15 protein-coding genes and 1 pseudogene are annotated in these 13443 nt (G+C 67.9%); 9 read left to right on the forward strand and 7 right to left on the reverse strand.

Annotated features, from left to right (window positions below; all coding sequences use genetic code 11):
* Positions 1 to 18: 18 nt before the first annotated feature.
* The 3 genes from MHEC_RS15560 to MHEC_RS15570 are packed head-to-tail and all read right to left on the reverse strand — an operon-like array spanning position 19 to position 2233.
* Entirely contained in the window at positions 19 to 303 is a 285-nt protein-coding gene (locus MHEC_RS15560; RefSeq protein WP_235434797.1) for a DUF732 domain-containing protein, read from the reverse strand.
* 36 nt (positions 304 to 339) lie between these two features.
* A complete protein-coding gene (locus tag MHEC_RS15565) occupies positions 340 to 672 on the reverse strand; it encodes a DUF732 domain-containing protein (protein ID WP_048891533.1) in 333 nt (110 codons plus the stop codon).
* 7 nt (positions 673 to 679) lie between these two features.
* Complete coding sequence (locus tag MHEC_RS15570; protein WP_162838785.1) at positions 680 to 2233, reverse strand: alanine/glycine:cation symporter family protein; 1554 nt, start codon at positions 2231 to 2233, stop codon at positions 680 to 682.
* 225 nt (positions 2234 to 2458) lie between these two features.
* Here MHEC_RS15570 and MHEC_RS15575 point away from each other — a divergent pair, with 225 nt between their 5' ends.
* From MHEC_RS15575 to msrB, 9 genes are all read left to right on the forward strand, one after another.
* Positions 2459 to 3184 carry a Clp protease N-terminal domain-containing protein gene (locus MHEC_RS15575; RefSeq protein WP_048891627.1) on the forward strand — a complete coding sequence of 242 codons (726 nt, stop codon included), beginning with the start codon at positions 2459 to 2461 and terminating at the stop codon, positions 3182 to 3184.
* Between the two features lie 49 nt (positions 3185 to 3233).
* Positions 3234 to 3710: an RNA polymerase sigma factor gene (locus tag MHEC_RS15580; RefSeq protein ID WP_048891535.1), complete on the forward strand. Its 477-nt coding sequence runs from the start codon at positions 3234 to 3236 to the stop codon at positions 3708 to 3710.
* Entirely contained in the window at positions 3707 to 4297 is a 591-nt protein-coding gene (locus MHEC_RS15585) for a methylated-DNA--[protein]-cysteine S-methyltransferase (RefSeq protein ID WP_048891536.1), read from the forward strand. Before MHEC_RS15580 ends, MHEC_RS15585 begins: the two co-directional genes overlap by 4 nt.
* A gap of 78 nt (positions 4298 to 4375) precedes the next feature.
* Positions 4376 to 4879 (forward strand): hypothetical protein, encoded by a 504-nt coding sequence (locus MHEC_RS15590; protein ID WP_048891537.1) that lies wholly within the window; start codon positions 4376 to 4378, stop codon positions 4877 to 4879.
* Positions 4867 to 5442, forward strand: coding sequence for a GNAT family N-acetyltransferase (locus tag MHEC_RS15595; protein ID WP_048891538.1), 576 nt, complete (start codon positions 4867 to 4869; stop codon positions 5440 to 5442). Before MHEC_RS15590 ends, MHEC_RS15595 begins: the two co-directional genes overlap by 13 nt.
* 21 nt (positions 5443 to 5463) lie before the next feature.
* Positions 5464 to 6246, forward strand: a complete 783-nt coding sequence (locus MHEC_RS15600; protein ID WP_048891539.1) for a pyrimidine reductase family protein — start codon at positions 5464 to 5466, stop codon at positions 6244 to 6246.
* An 11-nt stretch (positions 6247 to 6257) separates the two neighbouring features.
* Positions 6258 to 7835 (forward strand): alpha/beta fold hydrolase, encoded by a 1578-nt coding sequence (locus MHEC_RS15605; RefSeq protein ID WP_071700086.1) that lies wholly within the window; start codon positions 6258 to 6260, stop codon positions 7833 to 7835.
* A gap of 23 nt (positions 7836 to 7858) precedes the next feature.
* Positions 7859 to 9205: an arabinofuranan 3-O-arabinosyltransferase gene (gene aftC / locus MHEC_RS15610; protein WP_048891541.1), complete on the forward strand. Its 1347-nt coding sequence runs from the start codon at positions 7859 to 7861 to the stop codon at positions 9203 to 9205.
* Between the two features lie 68 nt (positions 9206 to 9273).
* Positions 9274 to 9705: a peptide-methionine (R)-S-oxide reductase MsrB gene (msrB, locus tag MHEC_RS15615; RefSeq protein WP_048891542.1), complete on the forward strand. Its 432-nt coding sequence runs from the start codon at positions 9274 to 9276 to the stop codon at positions 9703 to 9705.
* Positions 9706 to 9728: 23 nt separating this feature from the next.
* Here msrB and MHEC_RS15620 read toward each other — a convergent pair.
* From MHEC_RS15620 to hemE, 4 genes and pseudogenes are all read right to left on the reverse strand, one after another.
* Positions 9729 to 10225: pseudogene (locus tag MHEC_RS15620) on the reverse strand (class I SAM-dependent methyltransferase).
* 32 nt (positions 10226 to 10257) lie between these two features.
* A complete protein-coding gene (hemQ, locus tag MHEC_RS15625) occupies positions 10258 to 10953 on the reverse strand; it encodes a hydrogen peroxide-dependent heme synthase (protein ID WP_048891543.1) in 696 nt (231 codons plus the stop codon).
* Between the two features lie 4 nt (positions 10954 to 10957).
* Positions 10958 to 12316 (reverse strand): protoporphyrinogen oxidase, encoded by a 1359-nt coding sequence (locus MHEC_RS15630; RefSeq protein WP_048891544.1) that lies wholly within the window; start codon positions 12314 to 12316, stop codon positions 10958 to 10960.
* Positions 12313 to 13374, reverse strand: coding sequence for a uroporphyrinogen decarboxylase (hemE, locus tag MHEC_RS15635; protein WP_048891545.1), 1062 nt, complete (start codon positions 13372 to 13374; stop codon positions 12313 to 12315). Before hemE ends, MHEC_RS15630 begins: the two co-directional genes overlap by 4 nt.
* Positions 13375 to 13443 lie beyond the last annotated feature (69 nt).

Here is a 13443-nt window from a genome sequence, read left to right on the forward strand (position 1 = left end):
CGCCTGATTACCGCCGCATCACAGGTATTGCGGGCAATATGCGGTGGCTGCGACGACCGTGAAGTTTTTCGCGCTGTTCAATGTGAACCCCGGATTGGCTTGCCTTAGCTGTTGGACGATGTCCTTTTGAGTTTTGCCTTCATCCAACAGTTGGCATACCGCTCTGCCGCTTGCGATCACACTATCTGGGCTTTGATACGTGATGCCCAACCGGTCGAGCGACCGCAGGAAGTTCGCGTCATCGCCTGCCGGGTCGGCGTGCGCCGAGGTGGCCAACAGCATCGCAGTGATCGTGCCGATCATTATCGGTAAAAGCCTCATGACCCGCCCAATCGCTGCCTAGCCGCTGCCGCCGCTTTCGCCGCCGGCCTGCATGTATTTGGGGCAATAAGCCACGGACGCGAGCACCGAAAATTTCGCCGCGTCCCGCGCGGAGAAGCCCGGGTTAACCTGGCGTAGCTGGTTGACGATGTCCGTGGCGTTCTTGCCGTCGTCGAGCATTGCGCATACCGCTTTGCCGGAGGCGACTGCTCCATCCGCGTTCTGATAGGTGATGCCGGCTTTGGTCAGGGCGTCAAGGAAACTCGCGTCGCCGCTGGACGGCTCGGCGTGCGCATACGCAGCAGAGCCGGCTACAACGGCGACGCTTGTCAGCGCCAGCAGTAGTTTCATCGGGCGCTTATTGTCCCACAGCGGCGACCTCGTCGCTCGGTGAGCGGATCGCGCTCGTCGACCGCACCGCAGCGCCGTTTGTCGTCGATGTGCGCCGTGGCAGACGTCTCGTCGGCTCACTGTCGGCCGGGTGCGCCGGACGTCGCCAGACCTCGCCGCCGAGAACGCCGGGCAGGTCTGCCTCGTCGGCCACGAAAATCGGCCGGGCGCCCCGCTGTGATTGCCGGTGAAAATCGTTCAGCACCGCCAACGCCCACTTGCCCAGCAAGCTGATCGCGAGGAGGTTGACGATCGCGATCATCGCCATCCCCAGATCGGCGAGCGCCCACACCAGCGCCAGCTTGGCGATCGCACCGAACGCGATCGAGACCAGCGCCGAAATTTTCAGCAGATTGATCGCCCGTCGTCTGCCACCGAGAAACAGCAGGTTGGCCTCCGCACACACGTAATCGCCCAGCACCGAGAAGAACCCGAAGACGAACACCACGACGCTCATCAATCCGGTGGTCCAGGAACCCAACCCGGCAGCGATTGCGGACTGCGTCAGGCTCGCACCGACGATCGTGCCGGCGTGAGCCGGATCGTAGACCGCCGGGCCGGAAACCAAGACGATGAACGCCGTCGCCGTGCAGATCACCATGGTGTCGACGAACACCGCCAACGACTGGATCAGACCCTGCTCGACCGGATGCGACACGGTCGCGGTGGCCGCGATGTTGGGCGCGCTGCCCATCCCCGCCTCGTTCGCGAACAGGCCGCGCTTGACCCCGTTGAGCATCGCGGCGGCGATACCGCCGCCGAAACCGCCTGCCATCTGCGGAATTCCGAACGCACCGCCGATGATTTCATGGAATACGCCGGGCAGATCTCGGACATGGAGGAGCACGATCACCAGCGCCAGTACCACGTACGCCAATGCCACGGCGGGTAGGACGACTCCGGCGACCCGGGCGACACTGCGGACGCCGCCGAACACTATCGGCGCGGTAAGCGCGACGAGAGCCACCGCGGTCCAACCTGCGCCGACGTGATGCGAGGTCTTCAGAACATCGCTGATGGCGTTGGCTTCCACCATGTTGAACGCGATGCCGAATGTGAACACGAGCAGCACGGCAAAGAGGACACTGCCCGCCTGCGAGCCCAGCCCACGCTGAATGTAAAACGCCGGGCCTCCGCGGAAGGCGCCGTCGGCGGACCGAACTTTGAAGACCTGAGCGAGCGTGGCCTCGATCAACGCCGTCGCCATGCCGACGGCCGCCGCCACCCACATCCACAAGATCGCGCCGGGGCCCCCGACGCTGAGCGCGATGGCAACGCCGGCGATGTTGCCGACGCCGACACGCGCCGCGAGGCCGACGCAGAACGCCTGGAACGAGGAGATCCCTCCGCCGTCGAGGTGCGACACCCGCAGCTGGCGAATCATCCGGCCGATGTAACGGACCTGGACGCAGCGGGTGCGCACCGTCAGATAGATGCCGGTCCCGATCAGCAAGTAAACGAGGACGTACCCGCAGAGGACTTTGCCGACCGGATCGATGAACTGCGACCGAAGAAAGTCCATGCCTGCTTCCTCCCGAAACTGGGCCGGTGAGAATGGCCCGAATGCTAGGGGCGGATTGTTGACGACGCGTTTCACCACTCCGCGGTGTCGACAGCAAAACTGTTAAAAAACCCTCACGCCCAATCCCCACCACGAAGGGCCGACCCGGGCAAACCCCGGTACGTTGTCAACCCACGGTTGACGCACCCATATCGTCAACCTAAGATTGACGATATGACGGAGCCGATGCCCAAGCCGACCGCGGTTGCCCACCCCATCCGCCTGGATGACCTGATCAATGCCATCAAGCAGGTCCATACCGACGTACTCGATCAGCTCAGCGACGCCGTTCTGGCCGCCGAGCATCTCGGTGAAGTCGCCGATCACCTGATCGGGCACTTCGTCGACCAGGCACGTCGCTGCGGCGCGTCCTGGACCGACATCGGTAAGAGCATGGGCGTCAGCAAACAAGCCGCACAGAAACGGTTCGTGCCCAGATCGGGCACGGCCGCCCTCGACCCAGACCAGGGCTTCGGACGGTTCACCCCGCGGGCCCGCTACGCTGTCGCCGCGGCCCAAAAAGCCGCGCACGAGGCCCGCAACCGAGAGATCACACCCGTCCACTTGCTGCTTGGCCTACTCGGTGATCCCGAGGCGCTGGCCACCAAACTGCTCAAGGAACAGGGGGCGGCCCCCCAAGCCATCCGCGCAGCGATAACGCTGCCGCCGGCCTGTGAGGACCCGCCACGGCTGATCCCCTTCAGCGGTCCGGCGCGCAAAGCGCTCGAACTGACCTTCCGCGAAGCACTTCGGCTCGGACACACCTACATCGGCACCGAACACCTGCTGCTGGCGCTGCTCGAACTGGAAGACGGCGACGGGCCACTGCACCGCGCCGGCGTCGACAAGGACCGGGCCGAAGCGGACCTGACGTCGGTGCTGGAGTCGATCGTCGCCGGCAAAGACGACTGAGCCCGTCTCACATCCCGGCCGGCGACGGCGTCTACAGAATGTGGGAGCAATGAAACCGTTCGAGGATGTGGTGGCCGAACACGGCGCGACCGTGCTGCGGGTATGCCGCGCGGTGGCCGGTTCCGAGGACGCCGAAGACGCATGGTCGGAAACGTTTCTCTCGGCGTTGCGCGCCTATCCGCGACTACCGCCCGGCACCAATGTCGAGGCCTGGCTTGTCACGATCGCGCACCGCCGCGCCCTCGACGCCAGCCGTGCCCGGTCCCGGCGCCCTGTTCCAACCGACAACCTCGCCCACGGGCCGGCCGCATCCAGCGACCCCGCCGCCCGCGACCAGGGCCTGTGGACGGCAGTGGCGCGACTTCCCGACAAACAACGCCTGGCCGTGGCCTACCACCACATCGCCGGGCTGCCGTTCGCGGAAGTCGCCGAGCTGCTGGGTAACTCCCCCGACGCCGCCCGCCGCGCCGCCGCCGACGGCATCAAAACACTTCGGAAGACGTACCAGAAAGACCAAACCGCATGAACACCAACCTCTTTAACGCATCCGATGAGACGGCCGCGTTGGCGCGGCTGCACGACCGTCTGGCGCGCGGCGCCGAGCAGCGTGGGCTGCTCGACGTGGCTTACCGCATCGTCGACACCCCGGTGGGCGTGTTGCTTCTGGCGGCAACCGACGTCGGTCTGGTGCGGGTCGCCTTCGACGTCCAGGACCACGACGCGGTGTTGGATGCGCTGGCACGCGCGGTCAGTCCACGGATCTTGCTGGCACCGGCGCGCCTCGACGCCGCCGCCCGTCAGCTCGACGACTATTTTTCCAAGCGCCGCAGGACCTTTGAGCTTCCGCTCGATTTACGTTTGGCCACCGGGTTCCGCCGCATGGTGCTCGACCACCTGCGCCGCATCGGATACGGGCAGCGGCAAACCTACGCCGCCGTGGCCCGCGCCGTCGGCAACCCACGCGCCGTTCGTGCCGTCGGCACCGCATGCGCGTGCAACCCCCTGCCCATCGTTATCGGGTGCCACCGCGTGGTGCGCTCGGACGGATCGACCGGCCAGTACGCCGGGGGAGCACAGGCCAAGTCCGCGCTGCTCAGCCTGGAGGCCGCCTGAGTCGCCGGGCTGTCATGAAACCGGCCCTTCGCTGGAGTTGCCGTGTGCGATCATTCCTAGGGTCGCTGAGGAGGGAAGATGCGCCGCTGGCTGGTTGTCTTGGTGTTCGTCTCCGCGGTGGTCGTCGCCGCTCCCCGGGCCTGGGCCGGCGACGCGCCCATCGGTCGACTCGGTGACACGCTGCGGGTGGACACCGGCAAAGTTGTTGCCGACGTCACCGTCAGCCGCGTCGAACCGGTCGATCCGCCCCCCGGATTCGGTTACACCCGCAGCGGTGTTCCGATCAAGAGTTTTCCCGGCAGCCAGGTGGCTCGCGCTGAGGTGACGGTCCACACCATCAAGTCGCCTACCCCGTTCCAAATGGCCTCCGACTTCACCTTCGACGGCGTCACCCCGTTCGCCGACGCCTACACGTCACGGCCGTCCGACGCGCCCGACGCGCTGGACCGCGCGCTGCTGAACGCACCCCCCGGCGCGACTGTGCACGGCGGCGTGTACTGGGACGCCTACCGCGACCCGGTGTCGAACGTGGTGCTGCTGGACCGGAAAACGGGCGTGCACCTCGCGCAGTGGAACCTCTAGCTGTACGGATCGCCACGGCTGATTCGGTCGACGTCGACGAGCTGGCCAAGCTGGCCGCACACACTTTTCCGATGGCCTGCCCGCCGTCGGTGACGGCCGACAATATCGCCTCGTTCATCGATGCGCATTTGTCCGAGGCGCGCTTCGGCGAATACCTCGCCGATCCTGAGCGGTTGATTCTCGTTGCAGCGCAAGGAAATAGGATCATCGGATATGCGATGCTGGTTCACGGGGTTGGCGACGACGTCCACGTGCACCGGGCCGTCGGCCCGCATTCGGCCGTCGAGCTTTCCAAAATGTATGTGCTGTCGCAGTATCACGGTACCGGGGTATCGACGGCATTGATGGACACCGCGCTGGACAGCGCATCCGGCGCCGACTGTGTGTGGCTGGGCGTTAATCAGCAAAACCAACGCGCACAACGCTTTTACCGCAAACACGGCTTTACCTTCAACGGCACCAGGACATTCCGGCTGGGAACACGGATCGAGAACGACTACGTAATGGTTCGCAGGCTGCCCAGGCCGACGCCAGCGGCGGGGCCGTGCAAGCGGTCGCCGTAGCGGCGTGCTGCAATCGTGCTCATGCCCGACCCGACCGCCGGCGAAGCCCCCGGCCTCCGTCTGACACTGCTGGGTTCGCTCCGCGAGCTCGACGACGGGGACCTGGCCGAGCTCTACAGCTACCCCGCCGAACACCGCGGGGTCTGGGTACGGGCAAACTTCATCGCGAGCATTGACGGCAGTGCCACGGTCAAGGGCACCACCGGCGGGCTGGGTGGGCCCGGCGACCGGGCGCTGTTCACCATCCTGCGGGCGCTGGCCGACATCATCGTGGTCGGCGCGGGCACCGTGCGGATAGAGAGCTACAGCGGTGCCCGGCTGACCGTGGCGCAGCGGCAATACCGTCAGGCCCGCGGTCTCAGCGAGGTCCCGCAGCTGGCGATCGTCACCCGCTCCGGTCAGCTCGACCGCGACATGCCGGTGTTCACCCGGACCGAGGTGCCGCCGCTGGTGCTCACCTGCACCGCGGCCGCCGACGAGACGCGGCAGCGGCTGGCCGGGCTCGCCGACGTCATCGACTGCTCGAGCGATGATCCCAGCCAGGTCGACGAGGCCCGCGCGCTGGCGCAGCTGGCGGATCGAGGCCTGTGCCGGGTCCTGACCGAGGGCGGCCCGACGCTGCTGAGTTCGTTCGTCGAACGTGACCTGCTCGACGAGCTGTGCCTGACGATCGCGCCCTGTGTCGTGGGCGGTCAGGCCCGCCGCATCACGGCGGGCCCCGGCCAGGTGCTGACCCGGATGCGCTGCCTGCATGTGCTGGCCGATGCGTCGGACTACCTCTACACCCGTTACGTGAAAGCCTGACCACCCGGCGGCTGGCTACTGTGGTCGGCATGAGTCGGCACGCCACGCTCGCCACGGTCCTGGTGGCGGTGACCGCACTGTTGGCCGGCTGCGTGCCGGGCTTGGCCGCCAACCCGCGGTTTGCCACCAATTCCGGCGGGCGCCCGCGCGGCGCAGCCACCACCCCGCCGCCGCCCGGCGGTCCGCCGCCGATCGCGGTGCCGAAAAACGACTTGTCGTGGCATGACTGCACCGCGCGGATATTCGGCGACGCCGCGGTGCCCGCCGCACCGGGCATCAAACTGGAGTGCGCGAGCTATGACGCCGACCTCGACCCCGTCAACGGCGCAGCCGGAACGCTGAGCATCGGCGCGGTGCGTGCCCGCTCGGTGCAGACCCCGCAGGATGCCGGCCCGCTGGTGTTTACCACCGGATCCGACCTGCCGTCGTCGGTTCAGCTGCCGGTGTGGCTGTCGCGCGCCGGCGCGGACGTGTTGCGCAGCCACCCCATCGTCGCCGTCGACCGGCGCGGCATGGGAATGTCGAGCCCGGTCGACTGCCGAGACCAGCACGACCGCCAGGAGATGCGTGACCAGGCGCAGTTCGAGGCCGGCGACGACCCGGTAGCCAACCTCAGCGACATCTCCGACAAGGCGACCACCAGCTGCACCGACACCATCGCGCCCGGCGACTCGTCCTACGACAACGCGCATGCGGCCACCGATGTGGAACGGCTGCGCAGCATTTGGGACGTGCCCACGCTGGCCCTGATCGGCGTGGGCAACGGCGCCCAAGTCGCGCTGACCTACGCCGGGTCGCATCCGGACAAGGTGGCCCGGCTGATTCTCGACTCCCCGATTGGCTTGGGGGTCAACGCCGAAGCTGCGGCCGAGCAACAGGTGAAGGGGCAGCAGGCGGCGCTGGACGCGTTCGCCAAGCAGTGCGCCGCGGTGAACTGCGCGCTGGGCCGCGATCCCAAGGCGGCGGTCAGTTCGCTGCTGGCGGCGGCCCGCGGCGGGCACGGCCCCGGCGGCGCCTCGGTGGCCTCGGTCGCCAACGCCATCGTCACCGCGCTGGGCTACCCCACCGGCGACCGCGTCACCGCTACCACGGACCTGGCCAACGCGCTCGCGGCCGCCAACGCCGGCGACGCCAACCTGTTGACCAATCTGATCAACCGGGCCGAGGCGACCCGCGACACCGACGGGCAGTTCATCAACTCCTGCGGCGACGCGCTGAACCGCCCGACGCCCGACCGGGTCCGTCAGCTGGTCGTCGAATGGGGCAAGCTCTACCCGCAGTTCGGTGCCGTCGGAGCGCTCAACATGGTCAAGTGCATTCACTGGCCGAGTGGCTCGCCGCCGCAGCCACCGAAGAAACTCAAGGTCGACGTCATGCTGATGGGTGTGCAGCACGACCCGATCACCGGCTCGGAGGGCGTGGCCGCGACCGCCGCCACCGTCATCAACGCCAGTGCGGCCAGCAAACGGGTGATGTGGCAGGGCATCGGCCACGGCGCCAGCATCTATTCCTCATGCGCGGTACCGCCGCTGATCGCCTACCTGGACAGCGGCAGGCTGCCCGACACCGACACCTACTGTCCTGCCTGACTTATCGCCGCGGTGGAGCCGCGGTGTACGGTTCGCTCGTGACGGCAGCTGACTCCACCGCTTCCGGCTGGCGCGCCTGCGTGCTGGCCGCCTTTCGTCCGCGCACCAGCGCACCGAGCGCAGCGACGGTGCTCAGGTCGGCGTTGTGGCCGGTGGCCATCCTGGCGGTGATCCACCGCAGCGTCGTGGTCACCACCAACGGCAACATCACCGACGACTTCAAACCGGTTTACCGGGCCGTGCTCAACTTCCGGCACGGCTGGGACATTTACAACGAACACTTCGACTACGTCGACCCGCACTACCTGTATCCGCCCGGCGGCACCCTGCTGATGGCGCCGTTCGGGTACCTGTCGTTTACGCCGTCGCGCTATTTATTCATCTTGTGCAACACCCTGGCGATCCTCATCGCCTGGTATCTGTTGCTGCGGTTGTTCAACTACACGCTGGCCTCGGTGGCTGCCCCCGCGCTGCTGCTGGCGATGTTTTGCACCGAGAGCGTGACCAACACGCTGGTGTTCACCAACATCAACGGCTGCGTGCTGCTGGCCGAGGTGCTGTTCTTCCGCTGGCTGCTCGACGGCAAGGTAAGCCACCAGTGGTGGGCCGGCATCGCGGTCGGGCTGACGCTGGTGACCAAACCCCTGTTGGCGCCGCTGGTGCTGCTGCCGCTGCTGAACCGCCAGTGGCGGGCGGTGGTCACCGCGGTCGTGGTGCCGCTGGTGCTGAACGCCGTGGCCTGGCCGCTGGTGAGCGATCCGCAGGACTTCGTCACCCGCACGGTGCCCTACATCCTGGGCGTGCGTGACTACTTCAACAGCTCGATCGAGGGCAACGGGGTCTACTTCGGCTTGCCGACGTGGCTGATCATGTTCCTGCGAATTGCGTTCACGCTGATCGCGATTGCGAGTCTGTGGCTGCTGTACCGCTACTACCGCGCGCGCGAGCCGCGGTTCTGGATGCTCACCTCGTCCGGGGTGCTGCTGCTGTGGTCGTGGCTGGTGTTGTCGCTGGCGCAGGGCTACTACTCGATGATGCTGTTCCCGTTCCTGATGACGGTGGTGCTGCCCAACTCGGTGATCCGCAACTGGCCGGCCTGGCTGGGGGTCTACGGGTTTATGACAATGGACCGCTGGCTGCTGTTCAACTGGATGGGCATCGGGCGGCCGCTGGAATACCTCAAGATCACCTACGGCTGGTCGCTGCTGCTGATCGTGGTGTTCTGCGTGCTGTACTTCCGCTACCTGGACGCCAGGGCTGAAAACCGGCTGGATTCCGGGATCGATCCGGCGTGGCTGAGGCCGGAGCCACCGCGCACCGCGGTGACCGCAAGCGCGGCGCAGCCGGGCGCGGCGGGTCACCGCGATTAGCCCGCGTGACCGCAAGCGCGGCGCAGCCGGGCGCGGCGGGTCACCGCGATTGACGCTAGCGTGGACGCATGACTTCGTCGCGTTCCAACTTGCCTGAGCCCAGGGTGCAACTGAGCGAGGACGAATGGCGCCAAAAGCTCACTCCCGAGGAGTTCGCGGTGCTGCGCCAGGCCGGCACCGAGCCCCCGTTCACCGGTGAATACACCGATACCAAGACCGAGGGCGTGTATCAGTGCCGGGCCTGTGGCGCCGAGTTGTTCCGCAGCAGCGAGAAGTTCGAATCCCATTGCGGTTGGCCGTCATTCTTCGATCCGGCGAACTCCGACGCGGTGATCCTGCGCCCCGACGACTCGCTTGGCATGCGTCGCACCGAGGTGCTGTGCGCCAACTGTCACAGCCACCTGGGCCACGTGTTCAGCGGTGAGGGCTATCCGACGCCCACCGACCAGCGTTACTGCATCAACTCGATCTGCCTGCGCCTGGTACCGACGGGCTCGTGAACACCATGCCTGTCTGGGCGGGCTTAATCCACCCGGGTGGCATGGCATTCCCAGAACGGCGCGTGCGCGCGGCCGTTGGTGAGCCACGGCTCGATGATGCGGAACCGTTCGGCCAACGGCTTGATTTGCTCGGCCATTTCGGGATTGCGCGCCAGCATCAGGTCGAAGGTCTCGCTGCTCAGAAGGTGTGGTAGAAGGCGCAGTCGACGACCGTGTCGAAGCGGTTCTCCAGTCCTTCCAGCTTGGTGGCGTCGGCCAGCTGGAAGTTCACCGACACGCCCGCTTGGCGCGCGTTCTCGCGAGCACGCTGCAACCCGGTCGGCGACGCGTCGATCCCGGTGGCCTGATAGCCCTTCGACGCGTAGTAGATGGCATCGTGGCCGGGGCCGGTGCCCGGGTCGAGCACCTCGCCCTTGACCGCGCCCAGCGCCACCAGCTGCTGCACCACCGGTTGCGGGCCACCGATGTCCCACGCCGTGGCGGTCGGCAAGCCGTGCGAGCTTGGCCGATCGCGGTACATCTCCTCGAAGCGGCCCGGATCCGTCGACGCCGTCACGGCAGCGACGCCACCAGCCGCTCGACCGGCACCCGCGGACCGGTGAAAAACGGTGTCTCGGCGCGGGTATGGCGCCGCGCTTCGGTGGCCCGCAGATCGCGCATCAGGTCGACGATGCGGTGCAGCTCGGGCGATTCGAACGCCAGGATCCACTCGTAATCACCCAGCGCGAACGCCGGGACCGTGTTTGCGCGGACTTCCTTGTAGCCGCGGGCGGCCATCCCGTGTTCGGCGAGCATGCGGCGGCGCTCCTCCTCCGGTAACAGGTACCACTCGTAGGACCGCACGAACGGATAGACGCAGACGTAGGCGCCGGGCTCCTCGCCGGCCAGAAACGCCGGGATGTGGCTCTTGTTGAACTCCGCCGGGCGATGCAGCGCCACGCTGCTCCACACCGGAGTCGATGCCCGGCCCAGCGCCGTGGTGCGACGGAAATCCTCGTACGTGGCCTGCAGCGCTTCGACGCGCTCGGCGTGGGTCCAGATCATGAAGTCGGCATCAGCGCGCAGGCCGGCCACGTCGTAGAGGCCGCGCACCACCACGCCGCGCTCCTCCTGCTGCTTGAGGAAGGTGGCGGTTTCGTCGACAATTCCGTCGCGGTCGTCGCCGAGGGCGCCGGGCCGCACCGAGAACACCGAAAACATCAGGTAGCGGATGGTGGCGTTCAGCGCGTCGTAGTCCAGGCGGGCCATGGTCCTATCGTGCCATGCGGGCGCCCAGCAGCTCCGACACCGCTCGCCGCGCAGCGGCGATGCAGGCCGGCACCCCGATGCCGTCGAGATAGTTTCCTGCCACCGCCAGCGCCGGCGGCAAACCGGCGCGAATTTCGGCGACGATATCGCCGTGGCCGGGGCCGTACTGCGGCATCGCGTCGACCCAGCGCCCAACCCGGACGTCGACCGGCTCGACCGTCACCCCGAACACCGTCGCCAAATCGGCCACGGCCCAGGCCAGCAGTTCGTCGTCGGCAGCGCGGCAGCCCGCGTCGTCATCGAACCGCCCGAACGAGAGCCGCACCAACTCGAGGTCGCCGCGGCGACCCCACTTCCGCGACGACAATGTAATCGCCTTGGCGTGCAACGCTTCCCCACTGGCTACCAGCACACCGGACTGCTCCGGGAACCCCGCATCGGGCGGCACCGCGAGCGCCACCACCACCGAGGACGCACTAGCGATTCGCCTGGCGGCCGCCGCGCTGCGCGGGGCAATCGCGGTGACGAGGCCGACCAGCCGCGGCGCCGGAACAGCCAGGATCACCGCGTCAGCCCGCCACCGACCGCCGGCGCCGTCGCGCAACGTCCACCCGGGCGTGGCGGGCTCGATCGACTCGACCGCAGCCGGCTCCCAGCGCAGGCCGCTGCGGCGGACCAGCTCGTCGACCAGCACCGTGTAGCCGCCATCGACGGCGCCGAACACCGGCCCGCCGGTGCCGGCCGGCAACACCGCCCGAACCGCCTCGACCAGGCTCGCGGCGCCGCCGTCGAGCGCCGCGGCCAGCCCGGGGGCGGCCGAGCGCAGACCGATGCTGGCGGCCGAGCCCGCGTACACCCCGCCCAGCAGCGGATCCACCGATCGGGCCACCACCTGTTCGCCGAACCGGTCGGCCACCACCGCGGCCGTTGCCGGGTCGTCGCCGGGACGCCAGTCCAGCGGGCGGCCGGGTTCCGCGGCGATGCGCGCAACGGTCGCGTCGTCGACCAGCCCCGCCAACGATGCCGGCGACGACGGGATTCCGGCGACGGTGTCTGACGGCAACGGGTGCAGCCGGCCTTGGCTGTAGATCAGTGGTCGCGCCCCGGTGGTGCCCAGTTGCCGATCCGAAATACCCAGCTCGGCCAGCAGTGCAGGCACTTCCGGGCGGCGCACGACGAACGCCTCGGCGCCCACGTCCATCGGCTGGCCACCCACCCGCTCGGTGCGCAACACCCCGCCGAGCCGGTCGGCCGGGTCGAACACCGTGATGGTGGCGTCGTCGCCGGCCAGCGCCCGCAGCCAGTACGCAGCCGTCAAACCCGAAATCCCTCCCCCGACAATGCAATACAAGCGGGATGTCATAGCGAGTGCACCAACGACACCAGCTCGGTGAGGACGTCCGGGTCGGTTTCGGGCAGCACCCCGTGCCCGAGGTTGAAAATGTGTCCGGCCGCGCCGGCGTCGACCGCGCGACGCCCGTCGTCAACCACGGCGCGCGCCGCGCGCTCCACCACCGGCCACCCCGCCAGCAGCACCGCCGGGTCCAGGTTGCCCTGCAGCGCCGTGCCGGGTTGCACCCGGCCCGCCGCGTCGGTCAGCGACGTTCGCCAGTCGACGCCGACCACCGTCGCCGGTGCCGGTTTTAAGGCGGCCGACATCGCCCCCAGCAGCTCGGCGGTTCCCACCCCGAAGTGCGTCATCGGCACGCCGTAAGGCGCGAGCGTGCCGAACACCCGGGCACTGTGCGGCTGCACATAGGCGCGGTAGTCGGCCAGCGACAACGTGCCGGCCCACGAGTCGAACACCTGGATGGCGTCGACCCCGGCGTCGAGCTGGAGCCGCAGAAACGCCACGGTCAGGTCGGCCAGCTTGCCCATCAGCGCGTGCCAGGCGTCCGGATCGGACAGCATCATCGCCTTGGTGCGGGCATGGTGGCGGCTCGGTCCGCCTTCGACCAGGTAGGACGCCAGCGTGAACGGCGCCCCGGCGAAACCGATCAACGGAACATCCCCGAGCGTGGCCACCAGCAGCGAAACAGCCTCCGCTACCGGCTGAACATGTTGCGGCTCAAGGGGTTTCATCGCTGCGACATCGGCGGCGGTGCGCACCGGCGTCGCGATCACCGGTCCGACGTCGGTGACGATGTCCAGCTCGATGCCAGCACCGCGCAGCGGGACCACGATGTCGGAGAACAGGATCGCGGCGTCGACGCCATGACGCCGGATCGGCTGCAGGGTGATCTCGCAGATCAGTTCGGCGTCGAAGCAGGCCGCCAGCATGCTGTGCTTTTCGCGCAGTGCCCGGTATTCCGGCAGCGAGCGCCCGGCTTGCCGCATAAACCACACCGGGACCCGGTGCGGTTTGCGGCCGGCGGCAGCGGCCAGATACGGCGACTCGGGAAGGTCGCGGCGAACGGTCATCGCGCTCAATGCTGCCACGAACAGCGCCCTCGGCCACGCCGGTCGGCAGGTACGTGTGCGCGCCGCTGT

Origin of the sequence: Mycobacterium heckeshornense (genome assembly GCF_016592155.1) — a bacterium.
GTDB classification, from domain to species: Bacteria; Actinomycetota; Actinomycetes; order Mycobacteriales; family Mycobacteriaceae; genus Mycobacterium; species Mycobacterium heckeshornense.